The sequence below is a fragment of the Enterobacter sp. CCUG 70166 genome, assembly GCF_020224095.1.
Taxonomy (GTDB): domain Bacteria; phylum Pseudomonadota; class Gammaproteobacteria; order Enterobacterales; family Enterobacteriaceae; genus Enterobacter; species Enterobacter intestinihominis.
The window spans coordinates 74,982-100,308 of record NZ_NRIQ01000007.1 but is presented as its reverse complement, the minus strand read 5'-3'; the positions used below and the strand labels follow the sequence as shown (position 1 = coordinate 100,308).

General features: G+C 56.9%; 26 protein-coding genes. 3 read left to right on the top strand and 23 right to left on the bottom strand.

What is annotated here, in order from left to right; translation table 11 throughout:
* Nucleotides 1-43: 43 nt before the first annotated feature.
* Nucleotides 44-553: a GNAT family N-acetyltransferase gene (locus CKK19_RS04105; protein ID WP_063853425.1), complete on the top strand. Its 510-nt coding sequence runs from the start codon at nucleotides 44-46 to the stop codon at nucleotides 551-553.
* A 139-nt stretch (nucleotides 554-692) separates the two neighbouring features.
* Here the strand turns inward: CKK19_RS04105 and hisP are convergent, their stop codons facing one another.
* From hisP to pdxB, 15 genes are all read right to left on the bottom strand, one after another.
* On the bottom strand, nucleotides 693-1,466 hold the full coding sequence (gene hisP / locus CKK19_RS04100; protein WP_003861426.1) for a histidine ABC transporter ATP-binding protein HisP: 774 nt from the start codon (nucleotides 1,464-1,466) through the stop codon (nucleotides 693-695).
* A 9-nt stretch (nucleotides 1,467-1,475) separates the two neighbouring features.
* Nucleotides 1,476-2,189: an ABC transporter permease gene (locus CKK19_RS04095; protein WP_003861424.1), complete on the bottom strand. Its 714-nt coding sequence runs from the start codon at nucleotides 2,187-2,189 to the stop codon at nucleotides 1,476-1,478.
* Nucleotides 2,186-2,872, bottom strand: coding sequence for a histidine ABC transporter permease HisQ (locus CKK19_RS04090; RefSeq protein WP_063853424.1), 687 nt, complete (start codon nucleotides 2,870-2,872; stop codon nucleotides 2,186-2,188). Before CKK19_RS04090 ends, CKK19_RS04095 begins: the two co-directional genes overlap by 4 nt.
* An 88-nt stretch (nucleotides 2,873-2,960) precedes the next feature.
* The gene (gene hisJ / locus CKK19_RS04085) at nucleotides 2,961-3,743 is read right to left on the bottom strand and encodes a histidine ABC transporter substrate-binding protein HisJ (protein WP_003861421.1); all 783 of its coding nucleotides are present in this window, start codon (nucleotides 3,741-3,743) and stop codon (nucleotides 2,961-2,963) included.
* A 224-nt stretch (nucleotides 3,744-3,967) separates the two neighbouring features.
* Nucleotides 3,968-4,750 carry a lysine/arginine/ornithine ABC transporter substrate-binding protein ArgT gene (gene argT, locus CKK19_RS04080; protein ID WP_063853423.1) on the bottom strand — a complete coding sequence of 261 codons (783 nt, stop codon included), beginning with the start codon at nucleotides 4,748-4,750 and terminating at the stop codon, nucleotides 3,968-3,970.
* A gap of 290 nt (nucleotides 4,751-5,040) precedes the next feature.
* Nucleotides 5,041-5,610, bottom strand: coding sequence for a UbiX family flavin prenyltransferase (locus CKK19_RS04075; protein WP_015572254.1), 570 nt, complete (start codon nucleotides 5,608-5,610; stop codon nucleotides 5,041-5,043).
* Between the two features lie 89 nt (nucleotides 5,611-5,699).
* Nucleotides 5,700-7,217 (bottom strand): amidophosphoribosyltransferase, encoded by a 1,518-nt coding sequence (gene purF, locus CKK19_RS04070; protein WP_008502595.1) that lies wholly within the window; start codon nucleotides 7,215-7,217, stop codon nucleotides 5,700-5,702.
* Nucleotides 7,218-7,250: 33 nt separating this feature from the next.
* Nucleotides 7,251-7,739, bottom strand: a complete 489-nt coding sequence (gene cvpA / locus CKK19_RS04065; protein ID WP_000262116.1) for a colicin V production protein — start codon at nucleotides 7,737-7,739, stop codon at nucleotides 7,251-7,253.
* Between the two features lie 219 nt (nucleotides 7,740-7,958).
* Entirely contained in the window at nucleotides 7,959-8,645 is a 687-nt protein-coding gene (dedD, locus tag CKK19_RS04060; RefSeq protein WP_023300639.1) for a cell division protein DedD, read from the bottom strand.
* Nucleotides 8,635-9,903: a bifunctional tetrahydrofolate synthase/dihydrofolate synthase gene (gene folC / locus CKK19_RS04055; RefSeq protein WP_063853422.1), complete on the bottom strand. Its 1,269-nt coding sequence runs from the start codon at nucleotides 9,901-9,903 to the stop codon at nucleotides 8,635-8,637. Before folC ends, dedD begins: the two co-directional genes overlap by 11 nt.
* Nucleotides 9,904-9,973: 70 nt before the next feature.
* Nucleotides 9,974-10,879: an acetyl-CoA carboxylase, carboxyltransferase subunit beta gene (gene accD / locus CKK19_RS04050; RefSeq protein WP_022648854.1), complete on the bottom strand. Its 906-nt coding sequence runs from the start codon at nucleotides 10,877-10,879 to the stop codon at nucleotides 9,974-9,976.
* 154 nt (nucleotides 10,880-11,033) lie between these two features.
* Nucleotides 11,034-11,693, bottom strand: coding sequence for a DedA family protein (locus CKK19_RS04045; RefSeq protein ID WP_006811410.1), 660 nt, complete (start codon nucleotides 11,691-11,693; stop codon nucleotides 11,034-11,036).
* A gap of 28 nt (nucleotides 11,694-11,721) precedes the next feature.
* On the bottom strand, nucleotides 11,722-12,534 hold the full coding sequence (truA, locus tag CKK19_RS04040; protein ID WP_001286071.1) for a tRNA pseudouridine(38-40) synthase TruA: 813 nt from the start codon (nucleotides 12,532-12,534) through the stop codon (nucleotides 11,722-11,724).
* Nucleotides 12,534-13,547: an aspartate-semialdehyde dehydrogenase gene (locus tag CKK19_RS04035; RefSeq protein WP_063853421.1), complete on the bottom strand. Its 1,014-nt coding sequence runs from the start codon at nucleotides 13,545-13,547 to the stop codon at nucleotides 12,534-12,536. Before CKK19_RS04035 ends, truA begins: the two co-directional genes overlap by 1 nt.
* A gap of 67 nt (nucleotides 13,548-13,614) precedes the next feature.
* Nucleotides 13,615-14,751, bottom strand: a complete 1,137-nt coding sequence (gene pdxB, locus CKK19_RS04030; protein ID WP_023306650.1) for a 4-phosphoerythronate dehydrogenase PdxB — start codon at nucleotides 14,749-14,751, stop codon at nucleotides 13,615-13,617.
* Nucleotides 14,752-14,862: 111 nt separating this feature from the next.
* On the opposite strand from pdxB, the gene flk reads away from it, so the two are divergent.
* Nucleotides 14,863-15,867, top strand: coding sequence for a flagella biosynthesis regulator Flk (gene flk, locus CKK19_RS04025; RefSeq protein WP_063853420.1), 1,005 nt, complete (start codon nucleotides 14,863-14,865; stop codon nucleotides 15,865-15,867).
* Between the two features lie 84 nt (nucleotides 15,868-15,951).
* Here the strand turns inward: flk and CKK19_RS04020 are convergent, their stop codons facing one another.
* Both CKK19_RS04020 and fabB read right to left on the bottom strand, forming a co-directional pair.
* Nucleotides 15,952-17,130: an MFS transporter gene (locus CKK19_RS04020; protein WP_063853419.1), complete on the bottom strand. Its 1,179-nt coding sequence runs from the start codon at nucleotides 17,128-17,130 to the stop codon at nucleotides 15,952-15,954.
* A gap of 68 nt (nucleotides 17,131-17,198) precedes the next feature.
* Nucleotides 17,199-18,416, bottom strand: a complete 1,218-nt coding sequence (gene fabB, locus CKK19_RS04015; protein WP_022648859.1) for a beta-ketoacyl-ACP synthase I — start codon at nucleotides 18,414-18,416, stop codon at nucleotides 17,199-17,201.
* Between the two features lie 158 nt (nucleotides 18,417-18,574).
* Between fabB and mnmC the strand changes: the two genes are divergently transcribed.
* Nucleotides 18,575-20,572 carry a bifunctional tRNA (5-methylaminomethyl-2-thiouridine)(34)-methyltransferase MnmD/FAD-dependent 5-carboxymethylaminomethyl-2-thiouridine(34) oxidoreductase MnmC gene (gene mnmC / locus CKK19_RS04010; RefSeq protein WP_023300645.1) on the top strand — a complete coding sequence of 666 codons (1,998 nt, stop codon included), beginning with the start codon at nucleotides 18,575-18,577 and terminating at the stop codon, nucleotides 20,570-20,572.
* 65 nt (nucleotides 20,573-20,637) lie between these two features.
* Here the strand turns inward: mnmC and CKK19_RS04005 are convergent, their stop codons facing one another.
* From CKK19_RS04005 to prmB, 6 genes are read right to left on the bottom strand one after another with little or no spacing between them, the layout of a single operon-like run.
* Complete coding sequence (locus tag CKK19_RS04005; RefSeq protein ID WP_022648861.1) at nucleotides 20,638-20,913, bottom strand: YfcL family protein; 276 nt, start codon at nucleotides 20,911-20,913, stop codon at nucleotides 20,638-20,640.
* Nucleotides 20,914-20,926: 13 nt separating this feature from the next.
* Nucleotides 20,927-21,472 (bottom strand): elongation factor P hydroxylase, encoded by a 546-nt coding sequence (locus tag CKK19_RS04000; RefSeq protein WP_023300646.1) that lies wholly within the window; start codon nucleotides 21,470-21,472, stop codon nucleotides 20,927-20,929.
* On the bottom strand, nucleotides 21,472-22,281 hold the full coding sequence (locus CKK19_RS03995; protein WP_022648863.1) for a sulfite exporter TauE/SafE family protein: 810 nt from the start codon (nucleotides 22,279-22,281) through the stop codon (nucleotides 21,472-21,474). The genes CKK19_RS04000 and CKK19_RS03995 overlap by 1 nt, the downstream gene beginning before the upstream one ends.
* Nucleotides 22,281-23,105 carry a penicillin-insensitive murein endopeptidase gene (mepA, locus tag CKK19_RS03990; protein WP_063147680.1) on the bottom strand — a complete coding sequence of 275 codons (825 nt, stop codon included), beginning with the start codon at nucleotides 23,103-23,105 and terminating at the stop codon, nucleotides 22,281-22,283. The genes CKK19_RS03995 and mepA overlap by 1 nt, the downstream gene beginning before the upstream one ends.
* Nucleotides 23,106-23,107: 2 nt before the next feature.
* A complete protein-coding gene (gene aroC / locus CKK19_RS03985; protein WP_022648864.1) occupies nucleotides 23,108-24,193 on the bottom strand; it encodes a chorismate synthase in 1,086 nt (361 codons plus the stop codon).
* A 60-nt stretch (nucleotides 24,194-24,253) separates the two neighbouring features.
* A complete protein-coding gene (prmB, locus tag CKK19_RS03980) occupies nucleotides 24,254-25,186 on the bottom strand; it encodes a 50S ribosomal protein L3 N(5)-glutamine methyltransferase (protein ID WP_022648865.1) in 933 nt (310 codons plus the stop codon).
* Nucleotides 25,187-25,327 lie beyond the last annotated feature (141 nt).

Here is a 25,327-nt window from a genome sequence, read left to right as displayed (position 1 = left end):
TATGTTAGAGTTATACGCCATCTCTGGATGATATGGCGTAACTATGGCAACCATCACCACAACCCGGCTTCACCTCACCCCTTTCGAACCTTCTGACTGGGCGTTCTTTCGCTCTCTGCGCGAAGACCCCAACATCATGCGCTATATGGCCGCTATCATGCCTGAAAAAGAGACGCGCCGCGTATTTGCCGCGCGCCTGATGGCGGAGCATGTCTTTGTGATCCGTCTGCATAACGACGTTACGCCGCTCGGGGATATCGGCCTGCAAATCAGTGCGGCGAACCGTGAAGAGGCGGATATTGGCTACACGGTTGTGCCTGACGCGCAGGGAAAAGGCATTGCCAGCGAGGCGCTGCGGGCGGTGTGTGAGTATGCATTTAACCAGACGGGCGTGAAGGCGATAAACGCGTACGTGCTGGCGGATAATGGCGGGTCGGTGCGGGTTCTTGAGAAAGCAGGTTTTGTGCGCACGCAGGTACTGGAGAAGGCGTACGAGATTAACGGCGTACGGTATGACGACTGGGTGTATCGGCTGGAGTGTGGTGCGGTCTGAATGCCGGGCGACACTGCGTTTGCCCGGCCTACGGTTTTTGTAGGCCCGGAAAGCGAAGCGCCACCGGGCAATTGGGCGGCTCTGGGGCTGATGCCCTCACCCCGGCCCTCTCCCACAGGGAGAGGGAGAAAGGCCAAACCTACTTCAACGAGCCTTTCAGGAACTGCTGCAAACGCGGGCTTTGCGGGTTCGCCAGCACTTCGTCCGGATGCCCCTGCTCCTCAATCTTGCCCTGATGCAGGAAGATAACGTGGTTAGAAACGTTACGGGCGAAGCCCATCTCGTGCGTCACCACCACCATCGTTTTGCCCTCTTCCGCCAGCTTCTGCATGATGCGCAGCACTTCGCCAACGAGTTCCGGGTCCAGCGCGGAAGTCGGTTCGTCAAACAGCAATACTTCCGGCTCCATCGCCAGCGCGCGGGCGATGGAAACACGCTGCTGCTGTCCCCCTGACAGGTGCACCGGATATTTGATCTGCTGCCGCTCATCGATCCCCACTTTCGCCAGGTATTTCACCGCACGCTCGCGGGCCTCCTGCTTGCTTAAGCCGAGCACCTGAACCGGCGCTTCCATCACGTTCTCCAGCACCGTCATGTGGCTCCAGAGATTAAAGTGCTGGAATACCATGGTCAGACGCGTACGCAGCAGGCGCAGCTGATTTTTATCCGCCACTTTAAGCTGACCGTCTTTATCACGGACCATGTTGATGTTCTGTCCGCTCACCACAATCGACCCTTCACTCGGCTTTTCGAGGAAGTTGATGCAGCGCAGGAAGGTACTTTTACCCGAACCTGATGAGCCGATAATACTGATCACGTCGCCCGCGTTAGCCTCCAGCGACACCCCTTTCAGCACTTCATGTTCGCCGTAGCGCTTGTGCAAATCAATTACGTTTAATTTGTTCTCAGCCATCATAAATTCTCAGTGCGTCGACGGTTTTATATGCTGCAACCAGCGTTTTTCAGCCTTACGGAACAGGCTGATCAGGACGTAAGAAATGATCAAATAGAGCACTGCCGCAATGCCAAACGCCGTAAACGGCTGGTAGGTGGCAGAGTTAATATCGCGGGCAATCTTTAACAGATCCGGCACCGTGGCGGTAAACGCCAGTGCCGTCGAATGCAGCATTAAAATCACTTCGTTGCTGTACGCCGGCAGCGCAATGCGCAGCGCTGAAGGCAAAATAATACAGCGGTAGAGCTTCACGGAGGAAAAGCCATACGCGCGCGCCGCCTCAATCTCACCGTGCGGCACGGAACGAATGGCCCCGGCGAAGATTTCGGTGGTATAGGCGCAGGTATTAAGGGTCAGCGCCAGCACCGTACAGTTCAGACCGCTGCGGAAGAACGCGTTCAGCATCTCGGTGCCTTTCACGATCTCCAGCGTGTACATTCCGGAATAGAACACCAGCAGTTGCACGTACAGCGGCGTACCGCGAAACACGTAGGTGAACAGCCAGATCGGAAACTGGATAAATTTATTGTTCGACACGCGGCCAATGGCGAGGAACACCGCCAGAATGCCGCCCATGACCACCGAGGAGATCAGCAGCCACAGCGTGATCGCCACGCCAGTAAAGCGGTAGCCATCCGTCCACAGCAGGGATTTCCAGTACTCCTGAATAATCTCAATCACAGGTCAGCCCTCTTCACACCCACGGAGTAGCGACGTTCGAGCAGAAGCAGCACACCATTGGAGACGGTCGTAAAGACCAGATAGATTACGCCGCAGACTACCGCAAAATAGAACGGTTCCCAGGTGCTTTTACCCGCCAGCTGCGTGGCCTTCACTACATCTTCCAGACCCAGCAGGGAGACCAGCGCCGTTGCCTTGAGAATAACCTGCCAGTTGTTACCGATGCCCGGCAGCGCGTAGCGCATCATGGCCGGGAACATGATCCGGCGAAACGTTTGTGAGGAGGTAAAACCGTAGGCGGTCGCCGCTTCAATGTGCCCTTTCGGCACGGCCATGTAAGCGCCGCGAAAGGTCTCAGTGAAATAAGCACCGTAGATAAAACCAAGGGTAATAATACCGGCCACCATCGGGTCGATATCGATCTGATCCATGCCGATGGCATCCGTGATGCCGTTAAGTGCGATTTGCAGGCCATAAAAGATCAGCAGCATCAGCACCAGGTCAGGCACGCCGCGAATCAGCGTGGTATAGCCTTCAAATATCAGCGCCAGCGGTCTGTTGGCGGATAACTTTGCCCCCGCGCCCGCCAGGCCTATCAGCACCGCCAGCACCACGGAGCTGATAGCCAGCTCAAGGGTGACAAGCGCGCCCTGTAAAATAACGCCAGAAAATCCGAACAGCATACCGCGTGCCCTGTCGTCTCGTGAGTGGTAGAACCGTGTCTTTTCCCCTCCCGCAACGGGAGGGGCCGCACGTTATCAGACGGGGCGATTAGCCGCCGTAAACATTAAAATCGAAGTACTTTTTCGCCAGCTTGTCGTAAGTGCCGTCCGCGCGCATCTCGGCGAACGCTTTGTTCAGGGCTTCACGCAGTTCGTTGTCTTCTTTCCGCAGGCCCATACCGGTGCCAACGCCAAAGAGTTTTTCGTCCTTAATGGACGGACCGCCGAACTTGTAATCTTTACCCACAGGCTGTTTCAGGAAGCCTTCGCTTGCCGCCACTTCATCCTGGAATGCCGCGTCAATACGGCCTGCCGTCAGGTCTGCGTAGATGTTTTCCTGACCCTGGTAAGAGACAATTTCAATCCCCTTCGGCGCCCAGTGCTCGTTACCGTAGGTTTCCTGCGTCGTACCCTGCAACACGCCCACGCGTTTGCCCTTCAGAGATTCAAGGGTTGGCTGAATGTCAGAAGATTTCGCCACCACCAGACGTGAGTCAGCGGCGTAGAGTTTGTCCGTGAAGGCAATCTCCTGCTGACGTTTTTCGGTGATAGACAGGGAGGACATGATCACGTCAATTTTTTTCGCTTTCAGGGACGGGATTAGCGCGTCCAGCGGGTTTTCAACGTAGGTACATTGCGCTTTAATGCGTTTGCACAGCTCGTTAGCCAGATCGATGTCAAAACCGACCAGTTCCCCCTTCGCATTTTTCGATTCGAAAGGCGCGTAGGTTGGGTCAGTCCCAATACGAATTTTCTGCGGAATGGCTGCGAATGCTGCGGTGGCGCTGGAAAAGGCCAGTACCAGAGAAAGTGACAACACCAGTTTTTTCATATCTGTCCTCAATAAACTGTCTAAATACGAGATTTTACGACTATGGGGTGCCGTTAATGTGCCATTAATCCCCTCACTCAGGCAAAGATTAATGCCTCTGAACGGGAATTTTTGCATTTAAAATGCTTAACTATGCACACGGCGGTCCAATATGGTGCATTGCTTGCACCATACTGGAACACTTCCCCTAAAGATGCACCACATCAGTGCATCCCGTTCAGGCATTAATCACCGTAGACGTTAAAATCGAAGTATTTCTTCGCCAGTTTGTCGTAGGTACCGTCTTTACGCAGCTCGTTAAACGCTTTGTCGAAGGCGGCTTTCAGCTCGGTATCATCCTTACGCAGGCCAATACCGGTGCCGTCGCCAAAGTATTTTTTATCTTTAACTGACGGGCCAGCAAAGGCGTACTCTTTACCCGCAGGCTGCTTCAGGAAGCCTTCGCTCGCGGCAACTTCATCCTGGAACGCGGCATCCAGACGGCCCGCCGCCACGTCAGAGTAGATCAGATCCTGGTTCTGGTAGGCGACCACATCGACGCCCTTCTCGCGCCAGTTGGCGTTCGCGTAGCCTTCCTGGGTTGAGCCCTGAAGCACGCCAACATGCTTACCTTTCAGCGAGTCGATGGTCGGCTGGATTGGGGAACCTTTCGCGGCAATCAGACGTGAATCGGCAGCGTAGAGCTTCTCAGAGAAGGCGATCTCCTGCTGACGTTTTTCCGTGATGGAGAGAGAAGAGATAATAGCGTCGATTTTCTTGGCTTTCAGCGACGGGATCAGCGCGTCAAAGTCACTGCCCACCCATGTGCATTTCACTTCCATGCGTTTGCACATCTCATTTCCCAGATCGATATCAAACCCCACGAAATCGCCTTTCGCATCCTTGGAGGAGAATGGCGCGTAGGTTGCGTCTGTACCGATACGAACTGTCTGTGGTAGCGCTGCATAGCTACTTGCTGCTGCACTCAAGCCCACGAGCAAAGACAGAGCCAGAACCGTCTTCTTCATACATTTACCCTCAAGAACCGTGATTTTATTATGGTTTATGTTGTGTGTTGTGTTGCAGGCTGCTCTTGCAGGTCTTATGCCACATTGTCGTCGGGTTAAAACTACGACGTTAAATATGTTAATAAAACGTTGCGATACTGCCTTAATGGTGAAAGATAGCAGGTCTGCCGAACGAACCGGAAAGAGAAAAAGGGAAAAAGCGAATTAAATGTCGAGGATATGATCGCGGTTGCAGTTTTGCCCTGAAACAGGGCAAACAGTCATTTCATGCACCTTGTTTGTGCACAGCTTCACGCCCCCTGCCAGCGGGTAAAGAGATCTTCCGGCAGGTCTATATCGAACTGATCCAGCACGCGGTTAACGGTCTGGTTGATGACATCGTCCAGCGTTTGTGGACGATGATAGAACGCGGGGACCGGCGGCATTATCACAGCTCCCAGTTCGGCTGCCTGCGTCATTAAACGCAGATGTCCCAGGTGCAGCGGCGTTTCCCGCACGCAGAGCACCAGAGGACGACGCTCTTTCAGCACCACGTCCGCCGCACGCGTCACCAGCGTGTCGGTATAGCTGTTTACGATACCGGAGAGGGTTTTAATCGAACAGGGCAAAATAACCATGCCGGCCGTTTTAAACGAGCCCGAAGAGATGCTGGCGGCGATATCGCGGGCATCGTGGACAACATCAGCCAGGGCCTGAACGTCGCGCAGAGAGAGATCGGTTTCAAGAGAGAGGGTCTGACGCGCCGCCTGGCTCATCACCAGATGAGTTTCTACGCCTGCAACGTCACGCAGCACCTGTAACAGCCGGACGCCATAAATCGCGCCGCTGGCACCGCTGATCCCTACAATGAGTCGTTTCATGATTTTTGCCCTTGCTGATTTCAGGGCTGACTGTGCAGGATTTTACGGGGAGTTGCAAGTGAGGGCGAGCCCCCTCACTTGCCGGAGCATCAACCTTCGTTGTGCATCTCTAAGCTTTCGAGATCGTTTTGCAGCTGGACGGCTTTCGCATCGTCGTTACGCAGAGAATCAAGGTAGTCGAGATACTGCTGGTCTACGTCTTTTGTCACGTAGATCCCATTGAATACCGAGCATTCGAACTGCTGAATATCCGGGTTCTCGGCGCGCACCGCATCGATCAGATCGTTCAGATCCTGGAAAATCAGGCCGTCGGCCCCGATGATCTGGCGAATCTCATCCACTTCTCGGCCATGCGCAATCAGCTCATTAGCGGTTGGCATATCAATGCCATACACGTTCGGGAAGCGAATTTCCGGCGCTGCGGAGGCGAGATATACTTTCTTCGCCCCGGCCTCACGCGCCATCTCGATGATCTGCTCAGACGTCGTGCCGCGCACAATGGAGTCGTCCACCAGCAGCACATTCTTGTCGCGGAACTCGGCACGGTTAGCGTTTAGCTTACGACGTACGGACTTACGACGCAGCTGCTGGCCCGGCATGATAAAGGTGCGGCCAACGTAGCGGTTTTTCACGAAGCCCTGACGGTACGGCTTGTCCAGAATACGGGCAATTTCCAGCGCGATATCACAAGAGGTTTCAGGGATTGGGATCACGACGTCGATGTCGAGATCGTCCCACTCGCGGGCAATCTTCTCGCCCAGCTTCGTCCCCATGTTGACGCGCGCGCTGTAAACGGAAATTTTGTCGATGAACGAGTCCGGACGCGCGAAGTAAACGTATTCGAACAGGCACGGGTTGCTCACCGGATTGTCGGCGCACTGGCGGGTAAACAGCTGGCCCTTCTCGGTGATGTAGACCGCTTCGCCTGGCGCGACATCACGCAGGAATTCGAAGCCCAGCGTGTCCAGCGCCACGCTTTCGGAGGCAACCATGTACTCGGAACGGCCATCGCCGAGGTCACGTTTGCCGAGCACCAGCGGGCGAATGCCATTTGGATCGCGGAAGGCCACCATGCCGTGACCGATAATCATCGCCACGCAAGCGTACGCGCCACGGATCTGGCGATTAGTCGCGGCTACGGCGGCAAAAATGTTGTCTGCTTCCAGCGGATAATGGCGGAAGTTATCCAGCTCGCTGGCAAAGATATTGAGCAGGATTTCAGAATCAGAGGTGGTATTAATGTGGCGACGTTTCTCTTCAAACAGCTTTTTACGCAGCTCGTGGGCATTGGTCAGATTGCCATTGTGGGCAAGCGTGATGCCATACGGGGAGTTAACGTAAAAAGGCTGAGCCTCAGAGGCGCTGGAACTACCAGCAGTAGGATAACGAACGTGACCGATCCCCATATTACCTTGCAGACGCTGCATATGGCGGGCTTCAAACACATCGTTTACCAGGCCGTTCGCCTTGCGTAAACGGAAGCAGTTGTTTGCATCAATGGTGATGATACCCGCAGCATCCTGCCCACGGTGCTGAAGCACCGTTAACGCGTCATAAATCGACTGGTTTACCGGCATGAAACCGGCGATACCGACAATACCGCACATTCGTCTTTTCCTCGTTAAGCCACATCTCAGGGTTTATGCCCTGGGCAAGAAACTCGACGAGCTTTGCAGATAGTCAAAGAACCATCTGATGATGAAGCTGAACTCCGGAATGAGCTGCGATTTTTGCCAGTCTTCACTTTTGGAGAACCCGGTAAAGGTATCCAGGAAGAACAGGATCGCGGCCACAATGAGCACGCCTCGCAACGCGCCGAAACAGATGCCGAGCACCCTGTCCGTTCCTGACAGACCGGTTTTCTCGACCAACTGACCTATCACGTAATTGACGATAGCGCCGACAATCAGCGTCGCGATAAACAGCACCGCGATGGCGATTCCGTTTCGGACCAGTTCATCTTCAAAGCCCGTGAACCAGACAGACAGGTAAGTGTAGTAATGACTGGCAACAAAGAAAGCACAACCCCAGGTTACCAGCGATAACGCTTCACGAACAAAGCCACGGATCAGGCTAACCAGACAGGAAAAACCAATCACCGCAATGATGGCGTAATCAATCCAGACCATATGTGTCCCACGATTAAACGCCCTGTCATCCAGTTCGGGGCGAATTCTAACAGAAAAAGAAAACGTTTGCGTAGGGATTTCCTTCCCACGCGTAAATAAAAAAGGCGCTGAAAAAATGCTCAACGCCCCTCCGCCTGACGTCTCTGTGGACGTCTGCTTTCTCCCCCTCACCCTAACCCTCTCCCCAAAGGGGAGAGGGCCGGGGTGAGGGGAGCCTTATCAGTTTGCGCTGTAGTTCATCACCACACCGCTCAGGCCGGAGATTTGCTTCAGCTCGCCAAGCGAACCTTTGAGCTTATCTTTAGACGCATCCGGCCCCACGAGGATACGGGTAATTTTACCCTGTACCGGCGTGGTGGGTGAAGTATAAACACGGTATCCCGCGCCGCGCAGTTTACTCACAATCTCATTGACCTTATCTGCATTTTTCAATGCACCGAGCTGAACGACATAGGCTTTGCCGGTAGGGGCCGCGTCCTGTTTCGCCGGCGGTGGCGTTTCTGAAGCGGCTGCCAGTTGCTCGGCCGCTTTATCCCGCTGCGGTTTCGGCTGCGGCTTCTCCACCGGTTTCGGCTTCTCAACAGGCTTAGGCTGTTCTACCGGCACCGGATCAATCTCGATGTTATTGTTCGTCGCCAGACGCGACGGGTCAAGAGACGGCGCGGCTGCATCACCTGCGCGCACCTCTTCCGCTGCGCCTTCAGGCGGCTGGGCTGGCAGCGCCTGCGTTGCCGCTGGCAGCATATCGGGCTCGTCGCGATCGCCCGGTTTGGGTACCAGCGGAATGGCCGCAAATTCATCCTGGTAATGCTTTTTCTGCCCGTCGAGCAATCCCGGGAGAATAATCACCCCGAGCGCGACCAGCACAATGGTTCCTGTTAAACGGTTCTGAAACTTACTCGCCACCGGTTCTCCCCGCGTCCATCACTTCCATGACATGTGCCACCGTGTGGAATGACCCACACACCAGCACGGTATCTTCTGGTTTAGCCTCCGCCATCGCGGCACGCCAGGCCGAAACCACACTGCTGTAGATTTCGCCTTTGCCGAGATGTTCCATCAACTGCTCAGCAGTCGCGCCGCGCGGCCCTTCCAGAGGAGCACAATACCAGCTATCGACCACACTCTCCATGCAGGCCAGCGTGCCGCCGATATCTTTATCATGAAGCATACCGATAACCGCCAGCACGCGCCCGGTTTTTGGTAACGATTTGAGACGTCCTGCGAGGTACGCCGCCGCATGCGGGTTATGTGCAACATCCAGAATCAGACGCGGTGACTCACTCACAATCTGAAAACGTCCCGGTAACAGTGCGTTCTGAATGCCATCGCGGATTGCCTGCTCGCTTACCGCTAATCCGCTGGCGCGCAGGGCTGCCAGCGCAGTCGCCGCGTTAGGCTGTGGCACCTGCGGCAGCGGCAGATTCTCCAGCACGCCCTGCGCGTCGCTGAAGCGCCAGCCATTGTCCTGCACCTCATACTGCCAGTCCACGCCGCGACGCAGCAGTCGAGCACCCTTCTCTTTCGCCACTTCAGCGATGGTATGCGGCATGTCCGGTTCGCCAACCACGGCAGGCTTATTGGCCCGGAAAATACCGGCCTTCTCACGGCCAATGCTTTCGCGGTCGGGCCCCAGCCAGTCGGTGTGATCCAGCGCGATGCTGGTGACGACGGCGACATCCGCATCCACCATATTTGTGGCATCCAGACGCCCGCCCAGACCTACTTCCAGGATCACCACGTCCAGCTGCGCCTGCTTAAACAGCCACAGCGCCGACAGGGTGCCGTATTCGAAATAGGTTAATGAGGTATCGCCGCGCGCGGCTTCGATAGCGGCAAACGACGCCGTATGGGCCGATTCGGCCAGCTCGGTGTTTTGCACCCGCACGCGCTCGGTGTAGCGCACCAGATGCGGCGAGCTGTAAACGCCTACCTTATAACCGGCGGCCATCAGGGCAGATTCCAGCGTGCGGCAGGTGGTGCCTTTACCGTTAGTGCCGGCCACGGTAAACACGAAAGGCGCAGGTTTCAGCACGTCAAGGCGCGCGGCAACCTGGCTTACGCGCTCAAGGCCCATGTCGATAGTTTTACTGTGCAGGTTTTCCAGATAAGAAAGCCACGCGGCCAGGGGCGACGTGGCTTGAGGAATGCTTTTATTTTCCATGATGCCCGGTTGTCATTAACGGTTTAGAAAGCAAAAGGGCAGCGCCATTTGGCCCTGCCCTTTTCAGTTATCAGGCCTCGGGTTCCTGATCCGGTACCACCACGCCTTCGCGCGGCTCGTCCGGGCTCGGCGACGGCAGATTCATCAGCTTCGCCAGGACGCTTGCCAGTTTGAGGCGCATCTCCGGGCGGCGGACGATCATGTCGATAGCACCCTTCTCAATGAGGAACTCACTGCGCTGGAAGCCCGGCGGCAGTTTCTCACGTACGGTCTGCTCGATAACGCGAGGACCGGCAAAGCCGATCAGCGCTTTTGGCTCAGCGATGTTCAGGTCGCCCAGCATCGCGAAGCTTGCAGAAACGCCGCCCATGGTTGGGTCGGTCAGTACCGAGATGTACGGCAGACCGCGCTCCTGCATTTTCGCCAGCGCGGCAGAGGTTTTCGCCATCTGCATCAGGGACATTAGCGCTTCCTGCATTCGTGCGCCACCGGAGGCGGAGAAGCAGATCAGCGGGCAGTTGTCTTCCAGCGCCTGCTCAACGGCACGCACGAAACGCGCACCAACCACAGAGCCCATTGAGCCGCCCATAAAGGCGAACTCAAACGCGGCGGCAACCACCGGCATCTCATGCAGGGTGCCTTTCATGACGATCAACGCGTCTTTCTCGCCGGTCTCTTTCTGTGCAGAGGCCAGACGATCTTTGTATTTTTTGGAGTCGCGGAACTTAAGCACATCTTTTGGCTCCAGTTCGCTGCCCAGTTCTACCAGAGAACCTTCGTCCAGCAGACTATGCAGGCGGTTGCGCGCCGACATACGCATATGGTGGTCACACTTCGGACACACCTCAAGATTGCGTTCCAGCTCTGCGCGATACAGAACCTGGCCGCAGCTATCACACTTCGTCCATACCCCTTCAGGAATGCTCGCTTTACGCGTTGGGGTAATGTTGCTTTTAATTCGTTCAATCCAGCTCATTGATAACCTTTCTGCCTGAACCTGGTCGTATGCCAGTTTTGCTGTAAGAGGCGAATAATGCCATTTTTGCCTCCAACAGACCATGAATGTTGCACATTAAAACATAACAGCCCGATACTTTGGATAAAAAAGTGGTCGAACCGCCAGCGTGCATTTACTTCGCTTGTTTTGCCGCCGCGCGTTTGTGACGAATAATTTCGATCACACCCGGCAGAACGGAAAGCACAATAATCGCTACAATCAGTAACTTAAGGTTTTCCTGAACCACCGGCAGATCGCCAAACAGGTAGCCCGCATAGGTAAACAGCAGTACCCACAGCAGCGCGCCCACCACGTTGTACATGGCAAAATGACGATAGGACATGTGACCCATTCCCGCCACAAACGGTGCAAATGTGCGCACAATAGGCACAAAACGGGCAAGGATAATGGTTTTACCGCCATGGCGCTCATAGAACGCATGGGTCTTATCTAAATAACTGCGGCGGAAAATCTTCGAGTCCGGATTACTGAACAACCGCTCGCCAAACACCCGCCCGATAGTGTAGTTGACCGCATCACCAATAATCGCGGCGATGATCATCAGGACGACCATCAGATGGACATTCAGGTCATTCGTTGGCAGTGCGGATAACGCGCCCGCCACGAACAGCAGTGAATCTCCCGGCAGGAACGGCGTAACCACAAGGCCGGTTTCACAGAACAGAATGAGGAACAGAATGGCGTATACCCAGACGCCGTACTGCGCGACCAGCTCCGCCAGGTGAACATCAATGTGCAGGATGAAATCAATCAGAAAACGTATTACGTCCATATTGTCTAAGCCCTAATTGCGCCTTTGTTTAGTCCGCTAAAAACAGCGGGCCCATTGGCGGTTTTGGCAGGTCGAACCGGTCCGGGTAATCCACCGAAACCAGATACAGACCTTCCGCTTTCGCCGTTGCTGCCGCAAGCGTTCTGTCCTTCGCTGCCAGCAGTTCTGCAATCCAGCTCTCCGGCTGGTGTCCGGCGCCCACTTCCATCAGGCTGCCTACAATATTCCGCACCATATGATGTACAAAGGCATTGGCTTTGATATCCACCACCACATACGCGCCATAACGACTGACGTTAATGTGCATGACGTTACGCCACGGCGTACGGGACTGACACTGCACCGCACGAAACGACGTAAAATCATTCTCTCCAATCAGACACTGCGCCGCACGCTGCATACGTTCTGCATCCAGCGGTTCATAAAAATGCGTCACGCCCTGGCTTAACACCGCCGGGCGCAGGCGCTGGTTGTAGATGACATAACGGTAGCGCCGCGCCGTCGCGCTGAAACGCGCGTGAAAATCATCCGGCACAGCTTTCACCCAACGCACGGCAATGTCACCAGGCAAATTCGCATTTACACCCAGCGTCCAGGCCGCGTCTTTGCGCACGGCGGTGGTGTCAAAATGCACCACCTGCCCCGTGCCGTGAACGCCGGCATCGGTGCGGCCCGCACAGAAGACGCTTATCGGTTCATTCGCCACCTGAGAGAGCGCTTTCTCCAGCTTCTCCTGGACGCTGCGCACCTCATTCTGCCGCTGCCAGCCATAGTATTTACTGCCATCGTATTCAATGCCGAGGGCAATTCTGTGGACCGGCTTTTGTTCCACATCTGACATCAGTACAGATACTCCTGCACCAGTTTTTCCGCGATTTTGACCGCCATCAGCGCGCCGCCAAAACGCACGTTGTCGGCAACGGACCAGAACTGCACCTGCTCAGGCATACCGTAATCGTTACGCACGCAGCCCACAGAGAGATGCGCGCTGCCGGTAGCGTCGCCCACCTGCGTCGGGAATTCACTCTCTTCGGACAGGACAAGGTCCTCTCCGCGGCCAAACGCGTCGCGGGCTTCTTCAGCCGCCAGCGGACGCAGGGCTTCAAACCCGACCATCTGCGCGTGGCCGTAAAAGACCGGAGACTGCACGACGTTCGCGGAGATCATCAGACCGTCATCCTGCAGAATTTTGCGTGCTTCATCGACGATACGACGCTCTTCCCGCACCGAACCTTCACGATCCGGCAGCAGCGGCAGCATGTTGAACGCCAGCTGGCGGCCAAAGAAATCATCTTCGTCGATCGGGATACCGTTCAGCAGCTTCGCGCTCTGCCCTGCCAGTGCGTCTACGGCTTTTTTGCCGTTAGCGGAGGCTGACAGCAGGCTGGTCACGGAAATACGCGACAGGCCACCGTCGTCGATCAGCGGCTTCAGCGCGGTCAGCAGCTGGCTGGTGAGGCTGTTCGGTACTGCAATGATATTGCGGTTGCGGTAGTCAGCCAGCACAAACGGGTTGACGTCCGGCACCACCAGCGGCACATCCGGCTCCAGGGAGAACAGGCCGCTCAGGTCGATCACCAGACAGCCTGAATTGGTCGATTCTTCAATGTAGGATGCCGTAGCTTCCGCACCTGCGGCAAAAAACGCCAGCTGAGCCTGTGTCCAGTCAAACGCGGCGGCATCCTGCACCATCACGGATTTCCCGCCGAAACGCAGATGTTCTCCTGCGCTGTCGGTACGCGCCAGCGCGTAAATGTCGCCCACCGGGAACTGACGCTCAGCAAGGGTTTCAAGCAGGGCTTCGCCCACGGCGCCAGTGGCACCCAAAATGGCAATGTTCCAGCCTTCAGACATGGTGGTTTACTCCAGAAATAAAAAAGCGTCCCTGCCGGAATATCCGACAGGGAGCATTAAGAAGACATTAACGTGCCGGGTGGTGAACGGCGTTAAATCCCAGCTGATGCAACAGCGCCGCCGCGGGGGCGTCATCGCACATCACATACAGGGAAGACCACTCGCGGCGCTCAAGGTAATTTTTGCGCAGCTTGTCAAACTCACCCGGAATACCCGCCACTTTACGCAGCAGCGCGTCATCGCGGCGCACATCATACACCAAATGCACCAGTCTTTTCAGCGTTGCCTCATCCAGCGGTCCATGAAGGGTAATGCGACCAAATTCCGGGGCGGGCAGCAGCGTATCCAGCGCGACCTGCTGCGGATGGCCGATAAAGGCGCTGTAAGCCTCAAACACCTGGGTTGTGCCACGCGCTTTGCCTTCAAGGGTATAACCCGCGATATGCGCGGTACCCACGTCCACCTTATTCAGCAATGCGACGTTGAGATCCGGCTCTGGCTCCCAGACGTCCAGTACGACGCTAAGATCTTGTCCCTCGTCGAGACATGTCAGCAGCGCCGCGTTATCCACCACCGGTCCCCGGCAGGCATTTATCAGAATAGTGCCAGCCTTCAGACGGCGGATCAGCTTTTCGTCGGCCAGGTGCAGAGTCTTGTACGGCCCTTCTTTAAAGAGCGGCGTATGGAAGGTGATGACGTCGCACTCGTCGACCAGCTCATCCAGCGTGCGGAAATCGCCCTCATCGCCGTTATCCTTACGCGGCGGATCGCACAGCAGAGTGCGGATGCCCCAGGCTTCCAGACGCTTTTGCAGACGTCCGCCCACGTTGCCCACACCCACAATCCCGACGGTGCGGTCTTTCAGCGCAAAACCATCGCGCTCGGCCAGCATCAATAGCGAGGAGAATACATATTCCACGACGGCAATGGCGTTACAGCCTGGTGCCGCGGAAAAACCAATCCCCGCCTGCTTAAGCCACTGGTCATCCACATGATCGGTCCCGGCCGTTGCCGTCCCGACAAATTTAACCCCTTTGCCGGTGAGCAGCGCCTCATTTACTTTGGTCACCGAGCGCACCATCAGGGCGTCTGCATCGTCCAGTTCGCTGACCGGAATCGGGCGACCAGGGACAGCCTTAACCTCACCCAGGCGGCTGAACAGCTCACGGGCGTAAGGCATATTTTCATCAACGAGGATTTTCACGTCTGAGTACCTGTTTGAGAGGAAGTAAACCTGCCAAGTGTGCCATAATCTCGCCGCCGGGCATATATCTCCGCCCGGTTACGCAGAGTTTGACTTTAAGGATTTTTGACGATGCAGCCCATTTCAGGTACGCCTCCGCGCCCTCCGGGTGAAGGCCCCGTAACGCCCAACACGCCAGGCGAACAACCGCTCTCCACGCAGCAACGCACCGTACTGGAGCGTCTTATCACGCGTCTTATTGCGTTGACCTCACAGCAAAACGCAGAGGTATGGGCCGGCGTTAAGCACGATTTGGGCGTCAGAAACGATGCGCCGCTACAGTCGCGCCATTTCCCTGCCGCCGAACAAAACCTGAACCAGCGTCTTACCAGCGCACAGCAGCAACATACTACCCGCCAGATTATCTCGCAGCTGACCGAGCTGTTGGGCCAGGGGAATAATCGTCAGGCAGTGAGTGATTTTATCCGTCAACAGTACGGTCATACCGCCCTGAGCCAGCTTTCGCCGGAACAGCTGAAAACCGTGTTGACCCTGCTGCAAAGCAATCAGCTTTCTATCCCGCAGCCGCAACAGCGCCCGTCTACAGAACGGCCATTGCAGCCTGCGGAGCATAATACGCTCAAGCAGATGGTCACTAAGCTGGCTGCCGCCACCGGCGAACCGACAAAGCTTATCTGGCAATCCATGCTGGAACTTTCCGGTGTGAAAGCGGGCGAGATGATCCCGGCAAAACAGTTTACCCATCTGGTCACCTGGCTCCAGGCGCGTCAGACGCTCAGCACCCAGAGCGCTCCGACCCTGCACAGCGTACAGGCGGCACTGAAACAACCGCTGGAACCGCACGAGTTCGATATGATCCGGGATTACGCCCAGCAGAGCTGGCAGGCGACACCGCAAACCGTGCTGACCACCGCGCAGGTACAGGATTTACTGAATCAGATCTTCGTTCGCCGCGCCGAGCGGGAAGGCGGCGTGCCGGAGGTAAGAAACATTAAGCCGATCTACAACCCGCTGTTTGCCCCCGTTGTTGACACGTTCAAAACGCTTTCTGCCCGTCCGGGATTGATGTTTATCGCGTTGGTGATTGCGCTGGCGATTTTCTGGCTGGTTGCTTAAAACTGCCGGGTGGCGGCTACGCCTTACCCGGCCTACGGTTCGCGCGGTTGTAGGCCCGGTAAGCGGAGCGCCACCGGGCAAAAACTACGACCTGCGAAACGCCAACAGCGTCACCACAATCCCCACCACCGCTGACACCGCACCGGCGAGAAATACGGAAGGATAGCCAAACGACGTTGCAAGCAGCCCCGCCAGCGGCCCGGTGATGCCGTAAGAGATATCCTGAAACGCCGCATAGCCGCCCAGCGCCGTGCCGCGCACCTGCGGAGCCACGCGCTTAACCACTTCAACGCCCAGCGCCGGGAAGATCAGTGAGCAGCCGCAGCCGGTTAACGCCGCACCCAGCAGCGCAACGGATGCGGACGGCGCCTGCCAGAGCAGTACCAGACCCACGGTCTCAATGACCAGTGACGCCACCGCCACCTTCACGCCGCCAAAGCGATCCGGCATCCAGCCAAACAGCACGCGCATCAATACAAACGCGCCGCCAAAGGCCGTCAGCGTAAAGCCCGCCATCGCCCAGCCGCGGCTCATGAAATAGAGGGAGACGAAGGTACCGATAACCGCAAAGCCCACTCCCTGAAGCGCCAGCCCAAGCCCCGGTTGCCAGATTTGCCCCACCACGCTCCACAGCGAAGGACGCTCGCCTTTATGGGCGGGCACCTTGCGCACCGAACCGTTAAACGCCCACGCCAGCAGCGGTAATACCATGGTGGTGCCTGCCAGCACCGCAAAACCAAACTGGCTGTGGATCAGCAGCCCCAGTGGTGCGCCTGCCGCCAGCGCGCCGTAGATCGCCATCCCGTTCCAGGACATCACTTTTCCGGAACGCGCAGGTCCCACCAGCCCCATTCCCCAGGTCAGGGTGCCGGTCAGCAGCTGGCTTTCGCCAAAGCCGAGGATCAGGCGCCCTGCCACCAGCAGCGCGAATTTATACGCTGCATCTATCGGCAACAGCGCCGCCAGCAGCCAGGCTCCCCCCGCCAGCCCGCAGGCAAACATGCCCTGCAACGCCGAGCGTTTTGCGCCGTGCTGATCCGCGAGGCGACCGGCGTAGCCCCGGGTTAATACCGTCGCTAAAAACTGAATGCCCACCGCAATACCGACCATGGTGTTGCCATAGCCCAGCTCCTGGTGAACGAACAAGGGGATCACCGGCAGCGGCAGACCAACGGTCATGTAGGTCAGAAACACCGCAAAGGCGATGCGGAAAAGGGAAAGGTTCCCGGAAGGAGCGCTCTTCTCAGGGGTAACAGCCGTCATGCATAACTCCGTGTTCAGGCATAAAAAAAGGGAGCCGCGTGGCTCCCTTCTACTATATCTTCAAACGCTTACGCTTTCAGCTTACGCATCACCAGCGTGGCGTTGGTGCCGCCGAAACCGAAGCTATTGGACATAACGGTCGTCAGCTCACGTTCGGTGGTTTCAGTCACGATGTTCAGGCCAGCCGCCTGCTCGTCCATCTCGTCGATGTTGATGCTTGGCGCGATAAAGCCGTTTTCCAGCATCAGCAGAGAGTAGATCGCTTCCTGCACGCCCGCAGCACCCAGAGAGTGACCGGTCATGGCTTTGGTTGCAGAGATCGCCGGACTGTTGTCGCCGAACACTTCACGGATCGCACCCAGCTCTTTCACGTCACCTACCGGCGTTGAGGTGCCGTGAGAGTTCAGGTAGTCGATTGGGGTATCAACGCCGTGCATCGCCATCTTCATGCAGCGCACCGCGCCTTCGCCGGATGGAGCAACCATGTCAGCGCCGTCAGACGTTGCGCCGTAGCCCACGATCTCAGCGTAGATGTGCGCGCCACGCGCCAGCGCGTGTTCCAGCTCTTCAACCACAACCATACCGCCGCCGCCAGCGATAACAAAACCGTCGCGGTGTGCATCATAGGTACGGGATGCTTTGTCTGGCGTTTCGTTGTATTTGGTGGACAGTGCGCCCATCGCGTCGAACTCACAGGCCATTTCCCAGCCCAGCTCTTCGCCGCCGCCAGCAAATACGATGTCCTGTTTGCCCAGCTGGATCTGCTCAACCGCATTACCGATACAGTGTGCGGAGGTCGCACATGCGGAGCTGATGGAGTAGTTCACACCGTGGATTTTGAACGGCGTTGCCAGGCACGCGGAAACCGCTGAACCCATGGCTTTGGTCACAACATATGGACCGACCGCTTTCAGGCCGCGCGGGCTGCGCATGGCGTCAGCACCGAACACCTGAGCTTTAGAGGAACCGCCGGAGCCTGCAATCAGGCCCACGCGTGGGTTGTTCTGGTAAGCGTCTTCGCTCAGACCAGAATCCTTGATCGCTTCCTGCATGGAAAGATAGGCGTAGATAGAGGCATCGTTCATGAAACGAACCACTTTACGGTCAATTAAACCGGTGGTATCCAGTTTAACGTTACCCCATACGTGGCTACGCATTCCAGAATCTTTAAACTCTTCAGAGAAAGTGATCCCGGAGCGTCCTTCACGCAGAGATGCCAGGACTTCCTGCTGGTTATTACCGATGCTGGAAACGATGCCCAGGCCAGTAATCACTGCACGTTTCATTCAATACCTCTGTAAGTCGCACTATAAAAAGTTTCGAGTCGCACAATAGCGTACACTTGTACGCCGAACAAGTCCGATCAGCGATTTTCTGTGGAAATTTGCACCGATGGGCTCACATCGCTAAGATCGTGCCACTGCCTGTCGGACGAGTAACTTACGTGAAACAAAACGCCATACAACCTGCCAACCTAGAATTCAACGCTGAGGGTACACCTGTTTCCCGAGATTTTGATGACGTCTACTTTTCTAATGATAACGGACTGGAAGAGACGCGCTATGTCTTCCTCGAAGGAAATCATCTCAGCACCCGCTTCCCTGAGCATCCGCGCAGCCTGTTTGTCGTCGCGGAGAGCGGTTTCGGCACCGGGCTGAATTTTTTGACCCTCTGGCAGGCCTTCGACCAGTTTCGCGCTGCACACCCCGAGGCTACCTTACAAAGATTACATTTCATCAGTTTCGAAAAATTTCCGCTTACCGCACACGATCTGCGGCTTGCCCATCAGCGCTGGCCGGAGCTTGCCCACTGGGCGGAACAGCTTCAGGCCCAGTGGCCACCGGCTATCGGCGGCTGTCATCGTCTGATTCTGGACGACGGACGCGTCACGCTCGACCTGTGGCTTGGCGACATTAACGACCTGACCGATAAGCTCGATGACTCAATGCATCAGAAAGTGGACGCCTGGTTCCTGGACGGTTTTGCGCCCGCCAAAAACCCTGACATGTGGAGTCCGCACCTGTTCAGCGCAATGGCACGTCTGGCACGCCCGGGCGCGACGCTTGCCACCTTCACCTCGGCGGGCTTTGTCCGCCGTGGGTTGCAGGAGGCGGGGTTTACCATGCGGAAAACCAAAGGCTTTGGCCGCAAACGCGACATGCTGGTGGGGGTGATGGAGCAGGATCTGGCGATCCCGGCACAGGCACCCTGGTTTGCTCGCCGCCCCAGTGCGTCGCGTGAGGTCGCCATTGTGGGCGGAGGTATTGCCAGCGCCCTGCTCTCACTGGCGCTGCTGCACCGTGGCTGGCAGGTGACGCTCTACTGCGCTGACGAGGCACCGGCGATGGGTGCATCAGGCAACCGTCAGGGCGCGCTTTATCCCTTATTAAGTTCACACGATCCCGCACTGTTCCAGTTCTTCCCGGCTGCGTTTACGTTTGCTCGTCGCCTTTACGATAGCCTGCCGGTTGCGTTCGACCACGACTGGTGCGGTGTGACGCAGTTGGGCTGGGATGAGAAGAGCCAACAGAAAATCACCCAAATGTTGTCGCTGGGGCTGCCGGAAACCATCGCCCATGCCGTGACGGCTCAGCAGGTTGCTGAGACCGCTGGCGTCGACACCGGCTGCGGCGGAATTCAGTATCCACTCGGCGGCTGGCTGTGTCCGGCTGAACTGACTTCTGCGGCGATAGCCCTCGGGCAGTCGCGTGGGTTGACAGTGCATTATGCCCACAAGGTTCAATCGCTAAGTCGCACTGCGCACTGGGAACTGCGTTTTGCTGACGGCAAAGCGTCGCAGCATGCCAGCGTTGTACTGGCCAACGGACATCACATCACTCAGTTTACCCAGACAGCGTCATTGCCGGTTTATCCAGTCGGCGGCCAGGTAAGCCATATCCCGACCGCGCCCGAACTGAGCAAACTGCGTCAGGTGCTGTGTTACGACGGCTACGCGACGCCGCAAAATCCGTCCAACGGCCATCACTGCATCGGTGCCAGCTATCATCGCGGTGAAACAGATATGCAGTACAGCGAAGCGGATCAGCAGCAAAACCGCCAGCGCCTGCTCGACTGTTTCCCGAATGCGTCGTGGGCGAAAGAGGTTGATGTCAGTGAGGGTCAGGCGCGCTGCGGCGTACGCTGCGCGACCCGCGATCACCTGCCGATGGCGGGAAACGTGCCGGACTATGACGCCACGCTTGAAGTCTATCAGGATCTTGCAGACAACAAAGAAACGGCGGTAAGTGCGCCCGTTTATCCGGAACTGTTTATGTTGGGTGGCTTAGGCTCGCGGGGATTATGCTCCGCGCCATTGCTGGCTGAAGTGCTAGCCGCGCAAATGAGCGATGAGCCGGTTCCGCTGGACAGGGTTACGCTCGCGGGGCTTAATCCGAACCGACTGTGGGTGCGGAAATTGCTGAAGGGGAAAAGGGTTAAGTAGGGTGCGGTCTGGTGTCCTCACCCTGGCCCTCTCCCCAAAAGGGAGAGGGAAGAGAAGGCGGCAACTTAGCGTTTAGCCTGCTGGAACAAATTGTCCCACATGCCCAGCACTAAAGACTGGTCGCGTGGAGACAGTTCCCCGGCCAGAATGGCTTTTTCAAGGCTGCGAGTAACTTCCGCGTGAACGGCGTCGGCAGAGTGATCGTCCCCTGCTTCCAGCGCGGCTACCGCCAGCGTCAGGTGACCACGCAGATAACCGCTGGCGAACAGCTCATCATCGCTGGCGTGTTCCACCATGTCATCAATTAACGCCAGAATGCGTGATTCAAATTCTGCGATCATCTTCTTTCCTCTGTTATAAATCTTCCGGCCACGGGAAGCATTCCGCCGTGATCTCCGGCGTATGGTAATAATTTTGTAAAGCCTCGATCAGGCGTGCCGGACGTTCCGGGATGCCTTTCTCAAGATATTCCATCACCTGCGCATGCACGCGGCGCTGGAAGACGATACGGTCTGGCTCGAAGTCGCCTTCAAGGTTGTCACAGCTGACGTTGAACGGGAAACCCGCCGCCACGCAGAACAGCCACTCCAGCGCCTGCGGTTTCACCTCCACATCTTCGAACTGCCCCTGGGTGGCGGCGTCGCGCCCGTCCGGGCAGTACCAGTAACCAAAGTCCACCAGCTCGCGACGCGCTTTCCCCGCGATGCACCAGTGCGAAATCTCGTGCAAACCGCTGGCGTAAAAGCCGTGGGCAAAGACGATGCGGTTGTATGAAACCTGGTCATCAGCAGGAAGATAGATCGGTTCGTCGTCGCCTTTAATCAGACGGGTATTAAAATCATCAGCAAAACAGCTGTCGAAGATCTCAATCAGCTGTTCGTATTTATGCGTACTGTTCATTAGTTCATCCCCAACCAGGTGAGGATCTCCTGTCCATGGCTGTCATAAAGAAGTTTGGCGCTCATCACCGCCGAGACAACAACAATCATCGGGCGGATCAGCTTTTGCCCTTTGCTTAATACCAGACGCGAGCCTGCGCGCGCGCCCAAAAACTGCCCCGCCATCATCACAAATCCGGTAGCCCAGATAACCTTGCCGCCAATGATAAACAACAGCAGGCCGCCAACGTTGGAGGTTGCGTTGAGGACTTTGGCGTGGGCGGTGGATTTGGCGAGGTTGAACCCGGCCAGCGTCACGAATGCCAGCGCGTAAAACGAGCCTGCCCCCGGACCAAAGAAGCCGTCGTAAAAACCGACGCAGCCACCGGCAATCAGCGCAAACGGCAGGCCGTGCAGTCGCCGCGCCCGGTCTTCCTCGCCGAGCTTTGGCATCAGTAAGAAATAGAGGCCAATACAGATAACCAGAATCGGCAGGATCTGGCGCAGAATGTCGGACTGTACGTGCTGGACCAGCAGCGCGCCCGCCGTCGAGCCAATAAACGTCATCAGGATATTGAGCTTCTGATCGGCAAGATTCACCACTTTGCGCCGAACAAAGTAGAGCGATGAGGAGAGCGAACCGCCGCATGCCTGGAGTTTGTTGGTGGCAAGCGCCTGGGCAGGGCTCATGCCTGCCGCCAGCAGCGCCGGAACGGTGAGCAACCCGCCACCGCCCGCCAGGGCATCGATAAATCCGGCTAACATCGCAACAAAAAAGAGCACCGCCAGCAGCAGCGGTGACACCATAAACAGATCGACGAAATTATCCATTAAAGTACATGCTCATCCAGTAGCGCCTGGCAGGAAGGCGGCAACGGAGGCGGTGTCTTCTTCTCAGGCTTAGAGGTTCCAGGCTTGGCCGGTTCAAACCAGCTTTGCAGTTCGTAACCACAACCATCGCCAGGCGGTGGCAGCGGCTGATCTTCACATTCCAGGCTGTTCGCCGGGCAGCGCAGGCGAACATGCATATGCGCCCGGTGCTGGAACCACGGGCGCACTTTACGCAGCCAGTCGCGATCCGTTCCCGCATCCAGGCAAAGCTGCTGCTTGATGGCCGGGTTAACAAAGATCCGTGTGACGTCGTTATCCTCTGCCGCCAGCTTAATCATGCTGGAAATTTCCGGCGACCAGCGCGAGGCCACGACCCGTTTACCGTCGGCCGAGACCAGATCCAGCGCCTGCGGTTTCAGCAGCTGCGCTGAGCTCCAGCGCGTTTTCGGCAGTTGCAGGAAGATGTCCACATCCAGTCCGGTCTGGTGGCTGGCGTGACCGCCGTTGAAGCGACCACCTGCAGGCATCCCCATATCGCCAATCAGCATCGTCCCCAGCCCCAGGTTATGCACCTGGTTGCCAAGACGCTGAATAAACAGCACCAGGTCAGGATGGCCGAAGTAACGGCGCTGGTCGGTGCGCATCACCTGATAGGTGTCCGACAGCAGCGGAAGTTCCTGCGCGCCGACGATACACCCGTTGGAGAAAGCGCCAATGGACTGCGCGCTTCCCGCTACCGGGTGGGTGATTTTCTGCCACGGCGTGGCGGCCAGGCTTGCTCCACTGGCCAGCAGCGCCAGCAGAGCGATTGCGGTTTTTTTCATAGTTACCAGCGTGGAATGGTGGTCGACACATCCGCATTCTGCGCGCGCTGGCGCAGGAAGTGATCCATCAGCACGATCGCCAGCATCGCTTCTGCGATCGGTACCGCGCGGATCCCCACGCATGGATCGTGCCGTCCTTTGGTGATCATCTCTACTTCATCGCCTGAACGGTTAATCGTGTGGCCCGGCACGGTAATGCTGGACGTTGGCTTCAGCGCGATATTGGCAATAATTTGCTGCCCGCTGCTGATGCCGCCCAGAATGCCGCCCGCATGGTTGCTCTGGAAACCCGCCTTCGTGATTTCGTCGCGGTTCTGGCTGCCGCGAAGCTTAACCACGTCAAAACCGTCGCCGATTTCAACGCCTTTCACCGCGTTGATGCTCATCAGCGCGTGGGCGATGTCAGCGTCGAGGCGGTCAAATACCGGCTCGCCCCAGCCAGCCGGCACACCGTCGGCCACCACGGTGACTTTCGCACCAATGGAGTCGCCCTCTTTTTTCAGGCCACGCATCAGCTCGTCCAGCGCGTCCAGCTTGTCGGCATCTGCGCAGAAGAACGGGTTAAGTTCTACCTGATCCCAGTCTTTGATTGCCAGCGGAATGTCGCCCATCTGGGTCAGACAGCCGCGGATAACGATGCCGAATTTCTGCTGGAGATATTTTTTGGCAATCGCACCTGCCGCCACGCGCATCGCGGTTTCACGCGCGGAAGAACGTCCGCCGCCGCGATAGTCGCGAAAGCCATATTTTTGTTCGTAGGTATAGTCGGCGTGGCCCGGACGGAAGACGTCTTTAATCGCGCCGTAGTCCTGGGAGCGCTGATCGGTGTTTTCAATCAGCAGACCAATGCTGGTCCCGGTGGTACGGCCTTCAAAAACGCCGGAGAGAATTTTGACCTGGTCCGGCTCGCGACGCTGCGTGGTGTAGCGAGAGGTACCCGGACGACGGCGGTCAAGGTCATGCTGTAAATCGGCTTCGGTCAGTTCGATGCCTGGCGGGACGCCATCAACGATACAACCCAGTGCCAGACCGTGCGACTCGCCAAAGGTGGTCACACGGAATACCTGTCCAATACTGTTTCCTGCCATCACGGCTCCGATGTTGTTGTTTGTGTTTGAGCGTTGTGAAACGGGCCGAAGCCCGCTGGATTAATCTTTGTAAATGCTGAAGTATTCGCGTGCATCAAGCAGTTGCGTTTTGGTCAGCATAAAGACGCCGTCACCGCCGTTGTCGAACTCAAGCCAGGTGAACGGCACATCCGGGTACTGCTCTATCAGATGTACCATGCTGTTACCCACTTCACAAATCAGAACGCCATCGTCGGTCAGATAATCCGGCGCGCAGGCCAGGATGCGGCGGGTCAGCTTCAGCCCGTCAGAGCCTGACGCCAGGCCCAGCTCCGGCTCGTGACGGTACTCGTTCGGCAGATCGGACATGTCTTCGGCATCCACGTACGGTGGATTGGTGACGATCAGGTCGTATTGCAGCGTCGGCAGGTCGCGGAACAGGTCAGAGCGGATAGGCGTGACGTGATGGATCAAGCCGTGCTCTTCAATGTTATGTTCGGTGACGGCCAGCGCGTCGGTGGAGATATCGACGGCGTCCACTTCCGCTTCCGGGAAGGCGTACGCGCAGGCAATCGCGATGCAGCCGCTGCCGGTGCACATATCAAGTATGTGCTGCGGCTGATGGTTAATCAGGCCGTCAAAGTGGTTGTTGATCAGCTCGCCAATCGGCGAACGCGGCACCAGCACACGCTCATCAACATAGAACTCATGGCCGCAGAACCAGGCTTTGTTGGTCAGGTAAGCCACCGGAATACGCTCGTTCACGCGACGGATCACGCGCTCAACGATGCGGTGTTTTTCACTGGAGGTCAGGCGCGCGGTGCGCATGTCTTCCGGAATATCCAGCGGCAGGTAGAGTGACGGCAGCACCAGCTGGACGGCCTCATCCCACGGGTTATCGGTGCCGTGTCCGTACCAGATATTGGCGGCGCTGAAGCGGCTAACCGACCAGCGCAACATGTCCTGTATGGTATGCAGCTCGTTTACTGCTTCATCGACAAAAATTTTATCCACTCTTTCCTCCAGGGCATGCTCGCATAATTTTCGGCGGCTAGTTTGCCATGAAGACGGCGATAAATCAGCAATGACGCGTGTCGCTTGAGGTTAAAAAATGCGTTTAGTCGGGTACACTATCGGAAATACGAGATGAGAATG